This window comes from Natronoarchaeum sp. GCM10025321 (assembly GCF_042663585.1).
GTDB lineage: Archaea > Halobacteriota > Halobacteria > Halobacteriales > Natronoarchaeaceae > Natranaeroarchaeum.
In genome coordinates this window covers 239,089-257,297 of the sequence record NZ_JBHTAN010000006.1, presented here as the reverse complement: position 1 = coordinate 257,297, position 18,209 = coordinate 239,089, and the positions used below count along the sequence as shown (strand labels likewise).

Sequence of the window (18,209 nt, the reverse complement as noted above, 5' to 3'; positions counted from 1 at the left end):
CCGACTCCACTGCCGGTTCGCGGCAATCCTTTTTACCGACCGGCGACGAAGTGGGGGACGATGACGGTAGAAGAACGTGCCGAGGATCTCGCCTCCGACCTCGGTGTTGACAAAGAGGAGGTCATAGAGGACCTGGAGAACCTGGTCGCCTACAGCGTGCCGATCGACGAAGCCGTACAGAGCCTGCGACGCAAGTACGGCGGCGGCAGCAACTCCACGGGAACACAGTCGAAAGACCGAATCGACGAGATTACCACTGCTGACGGGAACGTCACCGTCACCGCCCGCGTGTTGAGCGTCGGCAAGCGCTCGATCCGGTATCAGGGCGATGACCAGACCATCTTCGAGGGGACGCTCGCCGACGAGTCCGGCCGGATCGACTACACCGCCTGGCAGGACTTCGAGCTCTCTCCCGGCGATACGCTCACGGTCGGAAACGCCGGCGTCCGCGAGTGGGACGGCGAACCCGAACTCAATCTCGGCGACGGGACGAGCGTCGCCGTCGAGGAAGAACCCCTCGACGTGCCATACGAGATCGGTGGCGACGCCGACCTCGTCGACATCGACACGGGCGACCGCGGCGTCAACGTCGAGGTCACCGTTGCGGAGGTCGAGCGCCGGACGATCGACGGCCGGGACGGCGAGACCGACATTCTCAGCGGCGTGCTGGCCGACGAGACCGGTCAGCTACCCTTTACCGACTGGGACCCCCACCCGGCACTCGAGTCCGAGGGGAACTCGGTCAGGATCGAGAACACCTACGTCCGGGAGTACCGCGGCGTCCCCTCGATCAACGTCTCCGAGTTCTCGACGGTAGAGCCCCTTGACCACACGGTCGAGATGAGCGACACGGGGACACAGCTATCGATCGGTGACGCCGTCGACGCGGGCGGCATCTACGATGTCGAGATCACCGGTCACGTCCTCTCGGTCCGTGACGGATCGGGACTGATCCAGCGCTGTCCGGAGTGCAATCGCGTGGTTCAGAACGGCCAGTGTCGGACCCACGGTGAGGTCGACGCCTACGACGACCTGCGCGTGAAAGCCATCGTCGACGACGGGACGGGGACGCTGACTGCCGTCCTCGACGCCGACATCACCGAGGAGATCTACGGTGGTGGCCTCGACGACGCCCGCGGACAGGCGCGCGAGGCGATGGATCAAACGGTCGTTGCCGAGTCGATCCGCGAGGAGATAGTCGGCCGCGAGTTCCGGATCCGCGGGCACCTCTCGATCGACGAGTACGGCGCGAACCTCGACGCCGCGGAGTTCACGGAGGTCGACGCCGAACCGGAGTCGCGTGCAAGTGCGCTGCTCACGGAGGTGCGCGGATGAGTGGCTCTGACGACGAGGTCGGCCGCCGCGAAGTCGCCTACCGGGTGTTTGCCGCCGAGTTCGAGGACGCGACACTCGATTACAAGGAAAGCGACGAGGAGCGCGCGCCGAACTACGTGATCACGCCGACCGGCGCACGGGTCAACCGGATGTTCGTCGTCGGCGTCCTCACCGAGATAGAGCAGGTCAACGAGAACGTGCTCCGGGCACGGGTCGTCGACCCCACCGGGGCGTTCGTCATCTACGCCGGGCAGTACCAGCCCGACGAGATGGCGTTTCTCGAACGGACGGATCCGCCGGCGTTCCTCGCTGTCACCGGCAAGGCCAGAACCTTCCAACCGGACGATTCCGACCGGGTCTTCACCTCGATCCGACCGGAGAGCATCAATCAGGTCGACGCCGACACCCGCGACCGCTGGATCGTCGGCACCGCCGAGCAGACCCTCGACCGCGTGGCGACGATGGCAACCGCGATAGAGCGTCCGGAAGCGGGCGACGAACTCGAATCACTGCTCGTCGACGGCGGGGCCGATCCCGCCCACGCAAGCGGGGTCCGACTCGCCCTCGAACACTACGGTACCACCCCCGAGTATCTCGCGGCGATCCGCGACCTGGCTGTCGAGGCGACCGAGGTCGTCGCCGGCGAACGCGATGAGGTGTCCAGCCTCGACGTTGCGCCCGACGAGGGCGACGGCAGTGTCACAGTCGACGACCTGCCCGACACGCTCGGCGAACTCCCCGAACCGGCGGCGGTAGCGGAGTCGACCGAGGACGAAGCCACCGAGGCAACCGAGACGGCGGGAGACGAGGCTGACAGCACCCCGACAGCGTCAGCGAATGCCGACGAGTCGGCGGAGGAAAGCGAACCGGCGGTAGACCCGCCCGACGCGTCAGTCGAGGAGAGTGCTGATTCGTCCGAGACGACCGCCAGCGCCGAATCGTCCGAGACGACCGCCAGCACTGATGTGACCGAGTCGACCGACGAGGTCGACGTGGGCCAAGAGTCCGAAGACGTGTCGCCAGCCACGGAGGGAGACGAGAGTGCCACACCCGCAGAGGGTGAGGAGACGACTGGCGCCAAGTCGGTCGGGAACTTCGATACCGCAGGCGATGCGGAGGCCGAGGCGGAATCTGCCGATGCGGAGGCTGACGCGGAAGCCGTCGGTGTGGACGCCGACGCGGAAGCCGTCGATGCGGAGGCCGACACGGAAGCCGTCGACGTGGACGCCGACACGGAGCCAATCGATACCGGCACCGACGCGGAATCCATCGACGCCGACGCTAGCGACGAGGAAGGCGCCGCGGCGACCGGCGAGATGTACGAGTTCTCCGAGGACGAACGCGAGGAGATCGAGGAGGAGTACGGCACCGAGTTCTCGACAGGGACGGAGGTGCCCGACCCCGGCGAGTCGGAGATCGAGACGCCCGATACGGGAGACACCGAGGAGTCGGAAGCACAGACTGCCGACGAACCGGCAGACGACACTGCCTCGACTGCCGAGGAGAGCGAGGAAGACACAGCGGTGGAGCAGGCAGACGAAGCCACGGACGAGGTGAACATCCCCGACGACGTCACCCTGACCGACGTGGTGATCGAGACGATGCAGGAGATGGACACCGGCGACGGCGTCGACCGGTACGACCTGATCAACGAGGTCATCGAGAACACCGGAATGACCGAGCCGGACGTCAAGGACGCCATCGAGGAGGCGCTGATGGGCGGACGGTGTTACGAGCCGACCGACGACACCCTGAAGCCGATCTGATGGCGACAGTCGAACCGATCCCCGGCGAACCCGCGGCAATCGCCGACATCGAAGGGGAACCCGCGCTGGTCATCGCAGACGTCCACGCGGGGATCGAAGCGGCCTTTCGGGCCGAACGCGGTCTATCACTGGACAGTAGAGCCGAACAGCGCCGCGAGCGGATCGGGCGACTGCTCGCGGAGCACGGCGCGACGCAGTTGGTCGTACTCGGCGATCTGATGCACTCGATCGGCGCCCCCGGCGGGGCCGAACGCGGCGAAATCGAGGTGCTGCTCGAATCCCTGCCCGGACACGTCGACGTGACGCTGGTCAAGGGGAACCACGACGGCGATATCGAGTCGTGGATCGAGAACGTCACCGTCACGGACGGCGGGGGCGTCCGACTCGGATCGGTCGGCTTCGTCCACGGTCACACGTGGCCGGATCCGGACGTCCTCGCCGCCGATATCGTCTGTGTCGGCCACGAACACCCGCAGGTTCGCCTCGAAGACGACGTGGGCGGGAGCCGTGCCGAACGCATCTGGTTACGTGGTGATCTGGACCGGACAGCCTTCGCCGAGCGGTACGACCCGGCGGCGATACGAGCGACGGAACTCATCGTTTGTCCAGCGTTCAACGAACTCGTCGGTGGGACCTGGGTCAACACGAATGACGAGTTCCTCTCGCCGTTTCTCCCCACCGGAATCGCCGATGCACAGGCGTATCTGCTGGACGGTGCGCGACTGGGGGCGTTCGACAGTATCTGACATATCTGGATGAATATTTGCCTATACCCTCAAGAACTAGCAATCGTCCAAAATATATACACAATGAACTAGTATTCACGGCATTATGGATAACGGTTAAATATGGTGTTGGGTGTTATCTACTCACATGGTCCGTACAGATCCATATACGCCAACAGAATCGTACTACGAATGCACGGAGTGTCTGGCCCGAACCGACGAGGACGTTAACGGGCGCTGTCCGGAATGTGGCGGCGTCGTCCGCAATATCGCCGTCGCGAGAGAGTAAGTCACAGACCGAGACCACGACAGAAGTTGTGTGTCGCGTACACCTGCCCGTCTTCGGTGACGTAGACGCCAACGCCACCGGACTCCCAGTTCTCGCGGAGCAGATTCTCGCGATGACCGGGTGACTCCATCCACTGTCTGACGAGGCCTTCGGCCAGTTCCTCGTTCGTCGTATAGGTGACGCTGTCGCCCTCGCCGATATCGACAGGTCGCCCGGCCCACGACATCGCGATGTTCTCACCGTAGGCGAAACAGCCGTTACCGACCGCCCGGTACCGGTCGTGTGGCCCCTCCCCGTCAGGGTTCGTATGTGAGAAGTACTCACTATCGGCCATATCCTTGCTGTGAGCGCGTGAGACAGAGGCAACTGTCTGGTCCCACTCTAGCGGTTCGAGACCGCGGGCGGTCCGACGCTCGTTGATCTCGGCATGGATCTCCCGCTCGACTGCCGTGCTGTTTATGTCACCCTCCTCGAAATCGTAGGCTGATGCTGCCGGATCGTCCGGATCGAGTGCATCGCCGTCCCCGCCCGGTATCGGAACGTCCCCGACCGCGCCGAGGTCGACTGTCATGCCGGCGGCCTGCAGCGCAAAGACGACGACTGCCACGAGTACGAGCACGACCAACAGGGCTTTCAGAATGCTAACGAGCAGTCGGAGTGCAACCCCGAGCAGTCTGGCGAGCAACACCAGCGGAGCGACCAGCACCCGGACCAGCGTCGTGAAGATCGTTCGAGCCATCGGTATTGGGCCACGAGCGCGCTGTCTGCGACACCCGTGGAAGCTACCGAACGATAGGCTCCCCGCCTCAAGACTATACGGCGCTTACCGCGCGGGGGCCGTGATTACCCCGCGAAACGGCCGGGAACAAATGGCTTAACCTCGTCGGGCCCCGAACTCTCGTCGATGACAGACGGCGAGGTCGCCCCCGATTCTGCGGCCTTTACGCATCTCGGCGAACAGGTTCGGGCGGCGCTCTCCGATCGCGGCTTTTCGACGCCGACGGAGCCACAGCGCCGTGCGATCCCACCCCTCGCGGCGGGCGAGAACGGCCTCGTAATTGCCCCGACGGGGACGGGCAAGACCGAGACTGCGATGTTGCCAGTGTTCGACGCCATCGCACAGCGCCGCGCCGAGACGCCCGCGGAAGCGGGCGATCCCTACCCCGGCTTTGCGGCGCTGTACATCACGCCGCTTCGCGCGCTGAACCGCGACATGCGCGAGCGACTGGAGTGGTGGGGCCAGCAGTTAGACGTGCGCGTCGACGTTCGCCACGGCGACACGACGGATTACCAGCGCAGCAAACAGGCCAACAACCCGCCGGACGTGCTGGTGACGACGCCCGAGACGCTTCAGGCGATGTTCACCGGTTCGAAGCTTCGTGCAGGGCTGGAATCGGTCGATCACCTCGTGGTCGACGAGGTACACGAACTCGCGGCGTCGAAACGCGGCGCTCAGCTATCCATCGCGATGGAGCGCCTGCGCGAGGTGGCCGGCCCGTTCCAGCGGATCGGCCTCTCGGCGACCGTCGGCGACCCCGAGGCTATCGCCCAGTTTCTCACCGGCGGCCGCAAGTGTGCGATCCGCGGCGTCGACGTCGGCAGTCGGATCGATATCGACGTCCAGACGCCCGAGATCAGACCCGTCGACGAGCGTCTGGCTGGCGAACTGATGACCGCCGAAGACGTTGCGAGCCACGTCCGCCGGATCGTCGAACTGGTCGAGGCCCACGAGTCGACCCTGATCTTCGTCAACACGCGTCAGACTGCGGAGGCGCTTGGCTCGCGGTTCAAGGCGCTCGGTCCGGACGGCGACGTGAGCGCGCTCGATACGACGGCGACCATCGGCGTCCACCACGGGTCGCTCTCGAAAGCGGCCCGGATCGAGGTCGAAGAGCAGTTCAAGTCGGGCGAGATCGATGCCCTGCTCTGTACCTCCTCGATGGAACTGGGAATCGACGTCGGCCACGTCGATCACGTCGTGCAGTACTCCAGTCCACGGCAGGTCTCGCGCCTGCTCCAGCGCGTCGGGCGCGCTGGCCACCGCCGGGATCAGGTGTCGTCGGGGACCGTCGTGACGACCCGCCCGGACGACACGTTCGAGGCGCTGGCGATCGCCCGGCGGGCGAAAGCAGGCGAGGTCGAGCACGCGCCGATCCACGAGGGAAGTCTCGACGCCGTCGCCAATCAGGTCGTCGCGCTGGCGATGGGCCACGAGGAGATACCGGTCGCAGACGCCTACGAGATCGTAAGCCGATCTTACCCGTTCCGAGAACTCTCCAAGGAGGAGTTTCTGGCCATCGTCGAGGAACTCGCGGGCAACCGCGTTATCTGGTACGCCGAAGCGAAAGACCGGATCGAGAAGACCGGCGGCACCTGGCAGTACGTCTACGCGAACCTCTCGATGATCCCGGACGAGGAGACCTACGAGGTCCACGACGTCGCCAGTGGCCGCCAGATCGGCACGCTCGACGAGCGGTTCGTCGTCAACTTCGCCCAGCAGGGCGAGGTGTTTATCCAGCGCGGCGAGATGTGGCGCATCACCGACATCGACGACGAGGAAAGCGAGGTGAAGGTCTCACCGATCGAGGATCCGGCGGGTGAGGTCCCCTCCTGGATCGGCCAGGAGATCCCGGTCCCGGAAGCGGTTGCGGGCGAGGTCGGCGAGATGCGCCGGGTCGCCGAACCACAGTTCGAGGGCGGTGCAGACACGGAGCGCGTTGCCGGGGAGTTCACGAACCGGTATCCGACCGACGAGAACACCGCCCGCAAAGCCCTGTCCCAGCTAGAACGCCATGCCGAGACCGAGCATCCGATGCCGACAGATGACCGACTGGTGATCGAGCGTGAGGGTCGGACCATCGTCGTCAACGCCGCCTTCGGCCACCGCGCCAACGAGACGCTCGGCCGGGTGCTCTCCTCGCTGCTCGGCCAGCGTACTGGCTCGTCGATTGCACTGGACGTCGACCCCTATCGGATCGAACTGGAGACGCCGGGGCGGGTCGACGTCACCGAGGTCGTCGAGGTGCTCGAAACGACCGATCCCGGCCACGTCGAAGCGATCATCGAGTTGAGCCTCAAGCGTTCTGACACGCTGAAGTTCCGCCTCGCACAGGTCGCCGAGCAGTTCGGCCGGATCAAGCGCTGGCAGGGCGACGCGAGCGTCTCCAGCGGTCGCCTGCTCGCCGCGCTGGAGGACACGCCGGTCTACGACGAGGCTGTCCGGGAGGTGTTTCACGAGGATCTTGACGTCGACGCCGCGAGCGACGTGCTGGCGGCGATCCAGCGGGGCGAACTGGAGACCGAAATCGTCGGCGGACGCACCCCGGTCGGAACCGGCGGGCGCTCCAGCGGCACCGAACTGCTCTCGCCCGAAAACGCCGACGCGAGCGTCATCGACACCGTCCGACAGCGGATCCAGGACGACCGGGTCATCCTGCTCTGTCTCCACTGCACCGAGTGGAAGACCGAAAAGCCGGTGCGTCGCGTACGTGACCAGCCACAGTGCCCGGAATGCGGGTCGACACGGGTCGCCGCACTGAATCCGTGGGCCGACGAGGTCGTCCAGGCGGTCCGCGCCCAGCAGAAAGACGAGGAGCAGGACAGCCAGACCAAGCGGGCCTTCCGCGCCGGGAGTCTGGTCCAGACGCACGGCAAACAGGCGGTCATCGCGCTGGCGGCCCGCGGCGTCGGCCCGCACAACGCCGCCCGGATCATCAATCGCCTACGCGAGGACGAAGACGAGTTCTACCGGGACATTCTGGAGCAGGAGCGCCAGTACGCCCGGACGCAGTCGTTCTGGGACTGAGTCGGCAACCTCATTACCGCCCGCTGACCAACTGTCGGACATGCAACTCGCTCCCGGGGCCCGCCGGTACGCGGCCCCGCCGCTCGTCGCCGCGATTCCGGCACTCCTGTTCGTCCCGCCGGTCGGCCTCGCGCTCATCGCGCTCGCGCCCGGCGTCCTGTACTTTTACCGTGATCCCGAGCGGACGCCGCCGGCGGAGGGCCTCGTCTCCCCTGCCGACGGCAAAATCTCGGTGATCCGCGAGGAGGAGGGCCGACTCCGCGTCGGCGTCTTCATGAACGTCTGGAACGTCCACGTCAATCGCGCGCCGCGGTCCGGCGTCGTCGAGTCGGTCGAACACGTCGACGGCGCACACCGCCCCGCCTTCTCCAAGGAGTCCGATCGGAACGAGCGCGTCCACCTGACCTTCGAGGACTACACGGTGACGCTGATCGCCGGGGCGTTCGCGCGGCGGATCCACCCCTATCCCGAATCGGGGGCAATCATCGAGCGTGGCGACCGGATCGGTCACATCTCTTTCGGCAGTCGTGCGGACGTCCTGCTCCCGCCCGAGTACGACCGGGACGACCTCGTGGTCGAGCGTGGCGAGAAAGTGCGGGCCGGAGAGACGGTGCTGGCGCGTGAGTGAAATGTAAAAGTCGCTCAACTACTTCGAACACAAAGCTTAGTACCGGGCGTCCGATGGATGAAGACATGAAGCGACGGCAGGCCCTGAAGTATCTCGGCGGCGGACTGCTCGCCGTCGGGACGGGCCGAGCGGCGCAAAACACCGTGATCGGCTACGGCCGACTCACCGGTACGAATCTCACCGAGCAAGACCTTCAGCCAATCGTCGCCGAACATCTCGATGCCGACGAGTGCACGACCGATATCGGCGAGTACGAACTATCGCTCTCGGGCGACGAGATTGGCCTCTCTGACGGAGACGGCACCCTCGAAACGCTGTCAGTGACCGAGTCGACGCCCGAAGCGGGCACGGCAGTCGACGACGAGTACGACCTTCCCGGTAGCCCGGTCGAACAACTCCTCAGGGACGTCCCGGCGCTCCGGGCGGGCGAGTACGTCGTCGAGCCCTCCAGCTACGAGCGTTTCTTCGAGCGACTCCGCGACGTCGAGACACGGCCCTTCTCGGTCGGCACGACGCGGAACCGCTACACCGGTGCCGATCCGGCCGTTGTCGAGGAGTTTCTCGGCTCACCGCCGACCGATCCCGAGCGTGTGGTCGCCGAGTTGATGGCGGCGTTTCGCGAATACTCGAACTACGACGTCCCCCGCTATCTGGCCGGATCGGTCGAGGACAACGTCCTCATGAGTCAGGTCGAGTTACGGGAGTACTTCGAGTCGCCAACCGACTTCTCGGCGATAGCGGACGGCGAGAACACGGGGATGTTCTGTACCGAGTTGACTCGCCGGTCGGCCGAGGCGCTACTGGCCGTCCCCGCCCACGAGGCGACGCTCCCCGTCGTCGCGGGCTTCGTCCAGAACAGTCGCCACAAGCACGCCTATACGGGCATTGCGAGCCTCTACCGGCGGGATGGCGACCTCGTCCTCCCGATGACGTTCGTCGATTACACCCACACCACCCAGTTCGACGACTTCCACGTCAGGCGATTCCTGGGCGAAGGGCTCGATGCGTACAACACTACCCATCGCACCACCGCGATGTACTGGTAGCTACACCGACCCGAGCGTCGGGTCGACCGACTCCAGCGCCTGCTCGAAGTGTTCTGCAGTGATCGCTATCTCGTCGGCCCGCTCGTTGGCTTCCTCCGGACCGAGCTCCTCGGCCGTCTCGCGGATCGACAGCATCGACGCCTCGCGGACGATCGCCTCGATATCCGCGCCGGTGTAGCCCACTAACCCGTCCGCGACGTCGTCGAGGTCGACGTCGTCGGCGAACGGTTTGCCGCGGCCGTGAACCTCGATGATCGCACGCCGCGCCTCGGCGTCCGGGGCGGGCACCTCGACGTGGTTGTCCAGTCGGCCCGGCCGAAGGAGCGCGGGGTCGATCGCTTCCTTCCGGTTCGTCGCGGCCAGCACGACGAGATTGGGGTTCTCGACCATCCCGTCGAGTTCGGTCAGTAGCTGTGAGACGACCCGTTCGGTCACCTCGTGGCTGTCGTCGCGCTGGGCGGCGATGGCGTCTATCTCGTCGAAGAAGACGATGCTCGGCGCGGACTGTCGGGCGCGTTCGAACACCTCTCTAACCGCCTTCTCGCTTTCCCCGACGTACCGGTCGAGCAACTCGGGCCCGTTCACGTGGACGAAGTTGACCGCGCTCTCGCCGGCGAGCGCGCGGGCCAGCAACGTCTTTCCGGTGCCCGGCGGGCCATGCAGGAGGACGCCGCTCGGCGGTTCGGTGTTCGTCACGCTGAACAGGCGATCGTACTCGAGTGGCCACTCGACGGCCTCCCTGAGCGTCGATTTGGCGTCCTCCAGTCCGCCGACGTCGGAGAAGGAAACCTCGGGCGTCTCGGCGACCCACTCGCGCATCGCGGAGGGTTCGATGGCGGCCAGCGCGTCTTCGAGGTCGCTCCGCGAGACCTCCAGATCGGTCCCGGAGAGCCCATCGGGGTCGTTCCGAGCGCGCCGGAGCGTCAGCATCGCCGCCTCTGTCGTGAGCGCGTCGATATCCGCACCGACGAAGCCGTGGGTCTGGGCGGCTAGCTTCTCGATGGAGACGTCCTCCGCGAGCGGCATCCCGCGGGTGTGGACCTCGAAGATCTCCTTGCGGCCGTCCTTGTCGGGGACGCCGATCTCGATTTCGCGGTCGAACCGGCCACCACGTCTGAGCGCCGGGTCGATGGCGTCGACGCGGTTCGTCGCGCCGATGACGATCACGTCGCCACGGGAGTCGAGGCCATCCATCAGCGAGAGGAGTTGTGCAACCACGCGGTTCTCGACGTCGCCGCCGTCCTCGCGCTCGCCGGCGATCGAATCGATCTCGTCGAAGAAGATAATCGCTGGTGCGGCCTCGCTGGCTTCCTCGAATATCTCGCGGACGTGCTCTTCGCTCTCGCCCTTGTACTTCGACATGATCTCCGGGCCGGAGACGGTGATGAACTCCGCGTCGACCTCGTGGGCGACCGCACGCGCGATCAGCGTCTTTCCGGTGCCCGGCGGGCCATAGAGGAGGACGCCCTTCGGCGGATCGACGCCAAGCCGGCGGAACAGTTCGGGCCTGCTCAGCGGCAGTTCGATCATCTCCCGGACCTGCTCCAGTTCCTCGTCCAGGCCGCCGATGTCCTCGTAACTCACCCGGGAGGGGGGCGCCGGCGCCTCGCCGGACTCCTGTTCGGTGGTCGTAGCCGTCGGAGCCTCGTCCGTCTCGTCCGTCGACTCACTGCCTGTCGTCCCGTCGACCTGTTTCGGGTTCGGCGTCACGACGACGACCGTGTTGTCGGTGATCCGAACCGGACCGTCCGGCGAAGTGTCGGTGACGGTAAAGGGCTGGCTGGCGACCCGTTCGAGCGCGACCTGCTCGCCCTCGCTCACCGGCCGGTCGTGGAGGTCCCGGTTGACCGCGCGCTCGATCACCCGCTGGTCGACGTCCGCGAGCGACGGCGGCGGGGCGAGCGTCACCGAGATGGCGTCGCTGAGCGATCCCTGGCGGACGACGACGGTGTCGCCGATGCTGACGCCCGCGTTCGCTCGCGTGTCGGCGTCGATGAGGACTGTTCCGTCCGGCACGTCCGTACTGGCCGGCCACACTTTCGTCGCGGTTCGACGCTCTCCCTCGACGACGACGGTGTCGCCACTGAGGACGCCGAGTTCGCTCCGGGCCGACTCTGGAAGGCGTGCAACGCCCCGTCCAGCGTCGCGTTTCTGGGCGGCTTTGACGGTCAACCGTACGCCGCCGTCCTGCTGACTCATACTCACAATTTACGGCCCAGCGTTCTTGAAGGATTCCCTCGTGAGTCGCGATCCCGGTAGCCATCGGACCAACACGCGGCGCTTTTCACCGACGCGCCCGGAGTTCGCCCATGCTCACTTTCGTCGGACTCGGACTCTACGACGAGCGGTCGATCACGGTCGAGGGCCAGCAAGCGCTCCGGGACGCCGACCACGCGTTCGCGGAGTTCTACACCAGCAAACTGATCGGGACGAGCGTCGAGACGCTCGAATCCCACCACGGCGTCGAGATAGAGCTGCGTGATCGGGCGGGCGTCGAACAGGATCCCGAACCGATCCTCGACGCCGCGGCCGAGGGCGACGCCGTCTTTCTGACCGCTGGCGACACGATGATCTCGACGACCCACGTCGATCTGCGACTCAGGGCCCACGAGCGCGGCATCGAGACGCGCGTGATCCACGGCGTCACCGCCCAGACGGCGACGAGTTCGCTCACCGGCCTCCAGAACTACCGCTTCGGGAAGGCAACGACGCTCCCGTTCCCCTACGCCCACGGCGCGGATGGCCTCCCCGCGAGCGTCACCGAGACGATAGCGGACAACCAAGCGGCCGACCTGCACACCGTCGTCTACCTCGACATCAAGGCCGACCGCGATGAGTTCATGACCGCAGATGTCGGTGCGGAACTGCTCGCCGAGCAGTATCCGGACCTCGTAGGCGTCGTGGTCGCCCGGGCGGGAAGCCCAGAGCCACTCGTCGAGGCCGCTCCCATGGCCGACCTCGCAGAGCGGGAGTTCGGCGAGCCCCTCCACCTGCTGGTGATCCCGGGCGAACTCCACCTGCTCGAAGCCGACGCTCTGTGTGAACTCGCGGGGGCGGACCACGCTACCCTCGAAATCGCCTGAACGCGTCGAACGGACCGCGAAATTCAAATGACGGACCGTCTTATACAACATATGGCCAAGTATTCGACGGGCGGTTCCTCCGACTCGGGCGATGGCGGTGCGTGCGAGCTGTGTGGTGCGACAAGTGAGTCGCTCCGCACCGCAAACGTCGCAGGTGCCGAACTCGACGTCTGCCCCGACTGTCGTCCGCACGACGACAACGCGCACAAAGACAAGAAAAAGCGGAGCAATCAGGGACAGCAAAGCGGGAGTGGAGCGAGCACCTCGACGAGTTCGCCGATGAACACCTCCACCACGTCGACGAACACCGGCTCGACCACCTCCGAGAGCAGTATGTGGGATGGCGATACGAGCCACTGGGAGGAGAGCGGGACCGATTACGACGACGATCAGCTCCCCTATCTGGTCCAGACATACGGCGAGCGAGTCGAAGACGCACGCCAGGACGCCGGACTCCAGCGCGACGAACTCGCCGAGGAACTCGACGTACCCGAATCCGATCTCCTCGCCGTCGAACAGGGCCGGGCCACGCAGGCCGGACTCGGCGGGTCACTGATCGAAGCGCTCGAAGACGAACTGTCGATCGAACTCGTCGAAGACTGAGGCGAGTGCGGTCGGACCCCCGATCAGTCCGCAGTGGCGCGTTCTCGCTGTACCTCGACGGCATACTCCAGAAAGTTATCGAACAGGTGTTTTGCCTCGCAGGCGGTCTCGTACTGTTCCGCGTCGATCCCTGCAAGCACGTCGTTGATCCGGTCGGCGGAGAGCTGATCGGTCTTTGAGGTCGTGACCGTTCTCGCAGTCTCCATGTCGTACTCGGGGTGGAACTGGACCGCGAAGACGTGTCCCGTGCGGAAGCCGTGGATCCCGTACTCGTTTTTTGCGAACACCGTCGCGCCCGGCGGTGCCTCGGTGACGTGATCCGAGTGCGTCGTAAAGACGGTGAAGTCGTCGGGGACGCCCTCGAGCAGGCGGTTCTCGCCGTCCTGATACACCGTCCGGTAGCCGATTTCGTACTCGCCCATGCTCTGTACGCTACCGCCCATCACGTCGGCGAGTAGCTGATGGCCGTAACAGACACCGAGGGCGGGGAGTCCGGCCCGAACGGCCTCGCCGACCCACTCTTTGAGTTCGCCGATCCACGGTTCGTCCCAGTAGACCGACGCGCTAGAGCCAGTGACCACGAAGCCGTCGTATCTGAAGTCGTCGGGGAGTTCACCCGACGGGCAGTGAAACGCCTCTAGCTCGGCGTCGAGTTCGCGACAGAAGTTCTCTCGCGTGTCGGCGGCCTTGTGCGCCGCGTTCAGCAGGGCGATTCGGGGGCGATTCATGCTGGTGTCGTATCTGTCATCTGTTGTCGTGTACCGTCCATTCGTTCGTGACTCGATGCTGTCGATCAGTCCGCAAGGACCGAGCGCTCCTGCTCGATGTCGGCTTCGAGGCGGTCGGCATACTCCAGTCGGATCGCCCGGGCCGCCGCCTCGGAGACCGCCGCACCGGCGTCGACGCTCCCGGCGAGCGGTTCGTAGGCCCCAACGTCGAAGCCCATACGGTCGAGATACGAGCGAACCGCCTCCGATTCGAGACCGTCGTAGATGCTCGCCTCGACGTACTCCTGGACCGCGCCGAACTCCGGAACGACGACCGAACTCTCCATCACCCGGCCGGTTTCGCCGCCGATGCGCAACTCGCCGTCCCGGACGCGTTCGATCACCGCCGTAATCTCGTCGGCCAACCGAAGAATCTGGGTCGGCAACGCGGTATCGGGCGAGCGCCACTCGACCGTCGAGAACCGCTCGCGCAACTGCACCGGCGTCCAGACCGCGCTCTCGACGGTGAACTCCTCTCTGGCTGTCTCCAGATCGACGCCCGCGAGGACTGCCTCCGTGAGAAACTCGCCGTAGCGGCGTTCGAGTCGCCGCGCCCACTCCTCGCGGTCGTCGGCGTACGGCCAGAGCTGTCCCTGATGCGGAAGCCGCTCGTAGGCCATCCGCCGGTAAAGCTTCGACCGCGCGCCCGTAACCAGGCGCTCACTGCGGTAGTACGGCGAGGAGTTGACGAGCGCCAGCGCTGGATCGAGCGCGATCAGGGCGTTTAGCTGATCGATCTCGAAGCCTGGCTGTTGCTCGAAGTGGATATGGGTGCCAGCGCAGTGGCGCACGCACTCGAAGTTCTCGCCGACGACGCGGTCCTGGATGCGGGTGCGTTCGCTCGGGCGGTCCTCGATATCGCCGCGATGGATCGGTGTCGCGAGCGGGACGAGCCGTTTCCCGACCGCGTCGGCACGTCCGAGGACTCGACCGAGGCGCTCGAACAGTTCGCTACGAAGTTCCTCGGTCGTCTCGCACGGCGAGGTCTTGATCTCCAGAAGCGGCTCGACGAACTCCCGTTCGACTCCGGGGGCCGCGTCGACGAGGCCGTCCGGGGCTGTCAGTCGGCCCGTCTCGTCGACTACCCAGTACTCGACCTCGAGGCTGCGGCGGATCGGCGACGTGGTTCCGGAGCGATGCGACGCGGAGCGGGTGGCAGTTGGGTCAGACATTGTAGAGCGTGATCGGTCCTGCACGACGGCTCACGGACCGCTGTGGTCCGCCGTCGGAGTTCGGGAGTCCCGGGAGGTCCTGTGGACGAGTCCGGTCGGCCAGTACTGAACGGGCGAGATTATGCGTGACATTCACATACAACTGATCGGCAGGGACTGATACAAGGAACTTCCGTCCATACACGTATCAGTCCCTTATATTCCGAATAAATGTCAATATCTCCGCCAGACTACCACAAATACAGGGAATCTCTGTAGAAAGGCGACGATCATCCACCGCAACTACCCGTCCGAGACGGCAGTCTCCCCCCGGCCCGATAGTTTTTGTAGGACGACGACGTTGCCACCCCTCAATGAGCGGACAGCGAGCAGCGGCCGAGCCCTACACCACCCAGTTTACGACGACCGTGACGGCAGTCGACGGCCGAGACGTCCGACTGGAGACGACGTACTTCTACGCCGAGAGCGGCGGTCAGCCAGCCGATACGGGTCGCATCGAGTCGGCGGCAGTTGAGGACGTCCAGCAGGTCGACGGCGAGACCGTCCACCGACTCGCCGAGGAGCCATCCTTCGATGTCGGCCACTCGGTACTGTGTACGGTGGATTGGCAACGCCGGATGTACACCATGCGCGCCCACACCGCCAGTCACGCACTGTACGGCGTCGCACGGGGACTTCTCGACGAGTTGAGCTATGGCGGGTTCGACATCGCCGCCCCGGACGGCGACCCGGGCGGCGACGAGAAGGTCCGGATCGACTTCCGGACGAGCACCGATATCGACGATGGGACGCTACTCGAACTGGAACGGGGCGTCAACGAGGTCGTCTGGAACGCCCACGACGTCTCCTGGGAGCAGGTGCCAACGCAGGACGCGTTCGACCGCGAGGACGTGGCGTACAACGCCGCCACCGAGGAGGGCCTCGTCGGCGAATCGGAGACGGTTCGGCTGGTCACCATCGAGGACGTCGACGTCGCGGCCTGTGGCGGCACACACGTCCGGAATACCCGCGAGATCGGTCCCGTCACCGTTCTCGATCACTCGAACCCCGGCGAAGGGCTCACACGGGTCGAGTTCGCCGTCGGGCCCGCCGGGATCGACCGGCGCGTCGCGGAGAAACGCGCCGCCCTCGCGGGAAGCGCGGCACTCGAAACGAACGTGGCCGATCTGCCCGACGGGATTGTCCGCCTACGCGAGGAGCGAGACGAACTACGCGACGAAGTCGACGACCTCACGACCGCGCTCCTGGACGCACGGATCGACCAACTCGCCGCGACACCGCTCCGGCGCGGCGAGCAGACGTGGGTCGTCGGAACGGTCGAGCACGCCGGGCCGAACGCCGTCGCGGATCACCTCCGCGGCCGTGAGAGGGAGGAGAGCGCCGACGTCATCGCCCTGGCCGGGGCCGGGGAGTCACCGTTCCTCGTGGTGCGGGCGGGCGAACAGGTCGACGCGGAGAGCGTCGTCGACGACGTTACGAGCGAGTTCGGAGGTGGCGGCGGCGGGTCGCCCACGGTCGCCCAGGGCGGCGGGATCGGCGTTCCGGGCGAGCGCGTCGTGGAGTATCTGCGGGAGTAGCAGGGGACTGCTGTACCCGTCGATGGGCGGTCGGAGACCACGGGCCGCCCGTAGTTTTTTCGCGCGAGCGCCGGAACTACCGGCATGGAGTTTACCGAGGAGCAACGGGCCGTCCGGGAGGTGGTCCGGGAGTTCGCGGTCGAAGAGATCCAGCCGATCGCTCAGGAGGCCGACGAACAGGAGGCGTTCCCGGAGGACGTCTGGGACGGACTGGCGGAACTGGATCTGACTGGCCTGACGACACCGGTGGAGTACGGCGGCTATGACGCCGACCGAGTGACCTACGCGCTGGTCAACGAGGAGGTGGCCTACGGCGCGCTGGCGGTGGCGACCGCGCTATCGGTCCACTGTCTCGCGACCTCGTGTATCGCCCAGTTCGGCTCCGAGTCACAGAAGAAGCGCTGGCTCCCCGAGATGGTCGACGGGCGGCCTGTCGGTGCGTTCGCACTGTCGGAGCCAGGGGCCGGGTCGAACCCCGCACAGATGACGACCGAGGCGCGGCCGGTGGGCGGAGACGACGAACCGACCGAGTACGTGATCGACGGCGAGAAGCAGTGGATCACAAACGGCGAGCGCGCCGGCGTCTACATCCTCTTTGCGAAGACGGACCGCGATGATCCTGCCTCGATCACGCAGTTCGTCGTGCCGGGCGACGTCGACGGCCTCTCCATCGGCGATCCCGAGGAGAAACTCGGCCTGCGCGCCAGCGACACGACTTCGCTCACCTTCGATGGCGTGCGGATCCCTGCAGAGAACCGGCTCACACCGGACGGAAAGGGCCTGAGCGCCGCGCTTTCCATCCTCACTGGCGGCCGGATCGGGATCGCCGCCCAGTCGGTCGGCCTCGCCCAATCCGCGTTTGACAGGGCGCGCGAGTACGCCACCGAGCGCGAGCAGTTCGACGGCCCGATCGCCGACATACAGACGATCCGCCACAAGATCGCCGACATGTACGCCGGGATTCAGGGCGCTCGTGCGCTCACGCTCGACGCCGCCCGCGCGGACGACCGGAACGACGACTCCGCACTACGTGCGAGCGTCGCGAAGTACGTCGCCAGCGAGACGGCGATGGACGTCACCAACGAGGCGGTCCAGATCCACGGCGGCTACGGCTACGTCTCCGAGTTCGACGTCGAGCGCCTCTACCGGGACGCCCGGGTGACAACCATCTACGAGGGTACGAGCGAGATTCAAAAGACGATCATCGCCCGGCACCTGCTCGGCGAGACCTAGCGCAGGCGTTCGACGTCCTCGCGGAGGTCTTCGAGTTCGGCCTCTCGCCGGTCGAGGGCCGCGAGCGCGCCGTCGATGTCTGCGAGTAGTTCCTCGGGATCTGGCTCGTCGCACTCCAGTACCAGTGCGCCGGGACTCGATTCGGTGCAGGCAGATAGCTCCACCTCGTCGCACGGTTCG

15 protein-coding genes are annotated in these 18,209 nt (G+C 65.9%); 11 read left to right on the top strand and 4 right to left on the bottom strand.

The annotated features are described in order from the left end of the window. Positions 1-60: 60 nt before the first annotated feature. The 4 genes from ACFQL3_RS04010 to ACFQL3_RS03995 all read left to right on the top strand — a co-directional run bounded on the left by ACFQL3_RS04010 (position 61) and on the right by ACFQL3_RS03995 (position 4,115). The gene (locus ACFQL3_RS04010) at positions 61-1,335 is read left to right on the top strand and encodes a Single-stranded DNA binding protein (protein ID WP_377051623.1); all 1,275 of its coding nucleotides are present in this window, start codon (positions 61-63) and stop codon (positions 1,333-1,335) included. Next, on the top strand, positions 1,332-3,101 hold the full coding sequence (locus ACFQL3_RS04005; protein ID WP_377051621.1) for a hypothetical protein: 1,770 nt from the start codon (positions 1,332-1,334) through the stop codon (positions 3,099-3,101). The genes ACFQL3_RS04010 and ACFQL3_RS04005 overlap by 4 nt, the downstream gene beginning before the upstream one ends. After that, on the top strand, positions 3,101-3,847 hold the full coding sequence (locus tag ACFQL3_RS04000) for a metallophosphoesterase (protein ID WP_377051619.1): 747 nt from the start codon (positions 3,101-3,103) through the stop codon (positions 3,845-3,847). Before ACFQL3_RS04005 ends, ACFQL3_RS04000 begins: the two co-directional genes overlap by 1 nt. Before the next feature lie 127 nt (positions 3,848-3,974). Beyond that, on the top strand, positions 3,975-4,115 hold the full coding sequence (locus ACFQL3_RS03995; protein ID WP_377051617.1) for a rubrerythrin-like domain-containing protein: 141 nt from the start codon (positions 3,975-3,977) through the stop codon (positions 4,113-4,115). 1 nt (position 4,116) lies between these two features. Here the strand turns inward: ACFQL3_RS03995 and ACFQL3_RS03990 are convergent, their stop codons facing one another. Beyond that, the gene (locus tag ACFQL3_RS03990; protein ID WP_377051615.1) at positions 4,117-4,854 is read right to left on the bottom strand and encodes a CAP domain-containing protein; all 738 of its coding nucleotides are present in this window, start codon (positions 4,852-4,854) and stop codon (positions 4,117-4,119) included. A 165-nt stretch (positions 4,855-5,019) separates the two neighbouring features. Between ACFQL3_RS03990 and ACFQL3_RS03985 the strand changes: the two genes are divergently transcribed. Genes ACFQL3_RS03985 through ACFQL3_RS03975 form a run of 3 tightly spaced genes read left to right on the top strand, consistent with a single transcriptional unit; the run spans position 5,020 to position 9,594 of the window. Beyond that, positions 5,020-7,920, top strand: a complete 2,901-nt coding sequence (locus ACFQL3_RS03985; protein ID WP_377051613.1) for a DEAD/DEAH box helicase — start codon at positions 5,020-5,022, stop codon at positions 7,918-7,920. Between the two features lie 40 nt (positions 7,921-7,960). After that, positions 7,961-8,548, top strand: a complete 588-nt coding sequence (locus ACFQL3_RS03980) for a protein sorting system archaetidylserine decarboxylase (RefSeq protein ID WP_377051611.1) — start codon at positions 7,961-7,963, stop codon at positions 8,546-8,548. A gap of 53 nt (positions 8,549-8,601) precedes the next feature. Continuing rightward, a complete protein-coding gene (locus ACFQL3_RS03975; RefSeq protein ID WP_377051609.1) occupies positions 8,602-9,594 on the top strand; it encodes a hypothetical protein in 993 nt (330 codons plus the stop codon). Here ACFQL3_RS03975 and ACFQL3_RS03970 read toward each other — a convergent pair whose 3' ends face one another. Continuing rightward, positions 9,595-11,793 (bottom strand): CDC48 family AAA ATPase, encoded by a 2,199-nt coding sequence (locus tag ACFQL3_RS03970; RefSeq protein ID WP_377051607.1) that lies wholly within the window; start codon positions 11,791-11,793, stop codon positions 9,595-9,597. It abuts the gene before it with no gap. A 110-nt stretch (positions 11,794-11,903) separates the two neighbouring features. On the opposite strand from ACFQL3_RS03970, the gene dph5 reads away from it, so the two are divergent. Together dph5 and ACFQL3_RS03960 are read left to right on the top strand one after the other, a co-directional pair. Beyond that, positions 11,904-12,677 carry a diphthine synthase gene (gene dph5 / locus ACFQL3_RS03965; RefSeq protein WP_377051605.1) on the top strand — a complete coding sequence of 258 codons (774 nt, stop codon included), beginning with the start codon at positions 11,904-11,906 and terminating at the stop codon, positions 12,675-12,677. Positions 12,678-12,728: 51 nt separating this feature from the next. Continuing rightward, positions 12,729-13,280 (top strand): helix-turn-helix domain-containing protein, encoded by a 552-nt coding sequence (locus ACFQL3_RS03960; RefSeq protein ID WP_377051603.1) that lies wholly within the window; start codon positions 12,729-12,731, stop codon positions 13,278-13,280. 23 nt (positions 13,281-13,303) lie between these two features. Here ACFQL3_RS03960 and ACFQL3_RS03955 read toward each other — a convergent pair whose 3' ends face one another. Beyond that, positions 13,304-14,008: a type 1 glutamine amidotransferase gene (locus ACFQL3_RS03955; RefSeq protein WP_377051601.1), complete on the bottom strand. Its 705-nt coding sequence runs from the start codon at positions 14,006-14,008 to the stop codon at positions 13,304-13,306. 65 nt (positions 14,009-14,073) lie between these two features. Next, positions 14,074-15,219: a glutamate-cysteine ligase family protein gene (locus tag ACFQL3_RS03950; RefSeq protein ID WP_377051599.1), complete on the bottom strand. Its 1,146-nt coding sequence runs from the start codon at positions 15,217-15,219 to the stop codon at positions 14,074-14,076. Between the two features lie 353 nt (positions 15,220-15,572). Here ACFQL3_RS03950 and ACFQL3_RS03945 point away from each other — a divergent pair, with 353 nt between their 5' ends. Both ACFQL3_RS03945 and ACFQL3_RS03940 read left to right on the top strand, forming a co-directional pair. Next, a complete protein-coding gene (locus tag ACFQL3_RS03945; RefSeq protein WP_377051597.1) occupies positions 15,573-16,796 on the top strand; it encodes an alanine--tRNA ligase-related protein in 1,224 nt (407 codons plus the stop codon). An 84-nt stretch (positions 16,797-16,880) separates the two neighbouring features. Continuing rightward, positions 16,881-18,029 carry an acyl-CoA dehydrogenase family protein gene (locus tag ACFQL3_RS03940; protein ID WP_377051595.1) on the top strand — a complete coding sequence of 383 codons (1,149 nt, stop codon included), beginning with the start codon at positions 16,881-16,883 and terminating at the stop codon, positions 18,027-18,029. Positions 18,030-18,209: the final 180 nt, after the last annotated feature.

What these genes read in the sequence shown, in the direction of transcription:
- ACFQL3_RS04000 (WP_377051619.1), top strand. Translation starts at nt 3,101, where the DNA reads ATGGCGACAGTCGAACCGATCCCCGGCGAACCCGCGGCAATCGCCGAC.
- ACFQL3_RS03970 (WP_377051607.1), bottom strand. Translation starts at nt 11,793, where the DNA reads ATGAGTCAGCAGGACGGCGGCGTACGGTTGACCGTCAAAGCCGCCCAG.
- ACFQL3_RS03950 (WP_377051599.1), bottom strand. Translation starts at nt 15,219, where the DNA reads ATGTCTGACCCAACTGCCACCCGCTCCGCGTCGCATCGCTCCGGAACC.
- ACFQL3_RS03945 (WP_377051597.1), top strand. Translation starts at nt 15,573, where the DNA reads ATGAGCGGACAGCGAGCAGCGGCCGAGCCCTACACCACCCAGTTTACG.
- ACFQL3_RS03975 (WP_377051609.1), top strand. Translation starts at nt 8,602, where the DNA reads ATGGATGAAGACATGAAGCGACGGCAGGCCCTGAAGTATCTCGGCGGC.
- ACFQL3_RS03985 (WP_377051613.1), top strand. Translation starts at nt 5,020, where the DNA reads ATGACAGACGGCGAGGTCGCCCCCGATTCTGCGGCCTTTACGCATCTC.
- ACFQL3_RS03960 (WP_377051603.1), top strand. Translation starts at nt 12,729, where the DNA reads ATGGCCAAGTATTCGACGGGCGGTTCCTCCGACTCGGGCGATGGCGGT.
- ACFQL3_RS04005 (WP_377051621.1), top strand. Translation starts at nt 1,332, where the DNA reads ATGAGTGGCTCTGACGACGAGGTCGGCCGCCGCGAAGTCGCCTACCGG.
- ACFQL3_RS03980 (WP_377051611.1), top strand. Translation starts at nt 7,961, where the DNA reads ATGCAACTCGCTCCCGGGGCCCGCCGGTACGCGGCCCCGCCGCTCGTC.
- ACFQL3_RS03955 (WP_377051601.1), bottom strand. Translation starts at nt 14,008, where the DNA reads ATGAATCGCCCCCGAATCGCCCTGCTGAACGCGGCGCACAAGGCCGCC.
- ACFQL3_RS04010 (WP_377051623.1), top strand. Translation starts at nt 61, where the DNA reads ATGACGGTAGAAGAACGTGCCGAGGATCTCGCCTCCGACCTCGGTGTT.
- ACFQL3_RS03990 (WP_377051615.1), bottom strand. Translation starts at nt 4,854, where the DNA reads ATGGCTCGAACGATCTTCACGACGCTGGTCCGGGTGCTGGTCGCTCCG.
- dph5 (WP_377051605.1), top strand. Translation starts at nt 11,904, where the DNA reads ATGCTCACTTTCGTCGGACTCGGACTCTACGACGAGCGGTCGATCACG.
- ACFQL3_RS03995 (WP_377051617.1), top strand. Translation starts at nt 3,975, where the DNA reads ATGGTCCGTACAGATCCATATACGCCAACAGAATCGTACTACGAATGC.
- ACFQL3_RS03940 (WP_377051595.1), top strand. Translation starts at nt 16,881, where the DNA reads ATGGAGTTTACCGAGGAGCAACGGGCCGTCCGGGAGGTGGTCCGGGAG.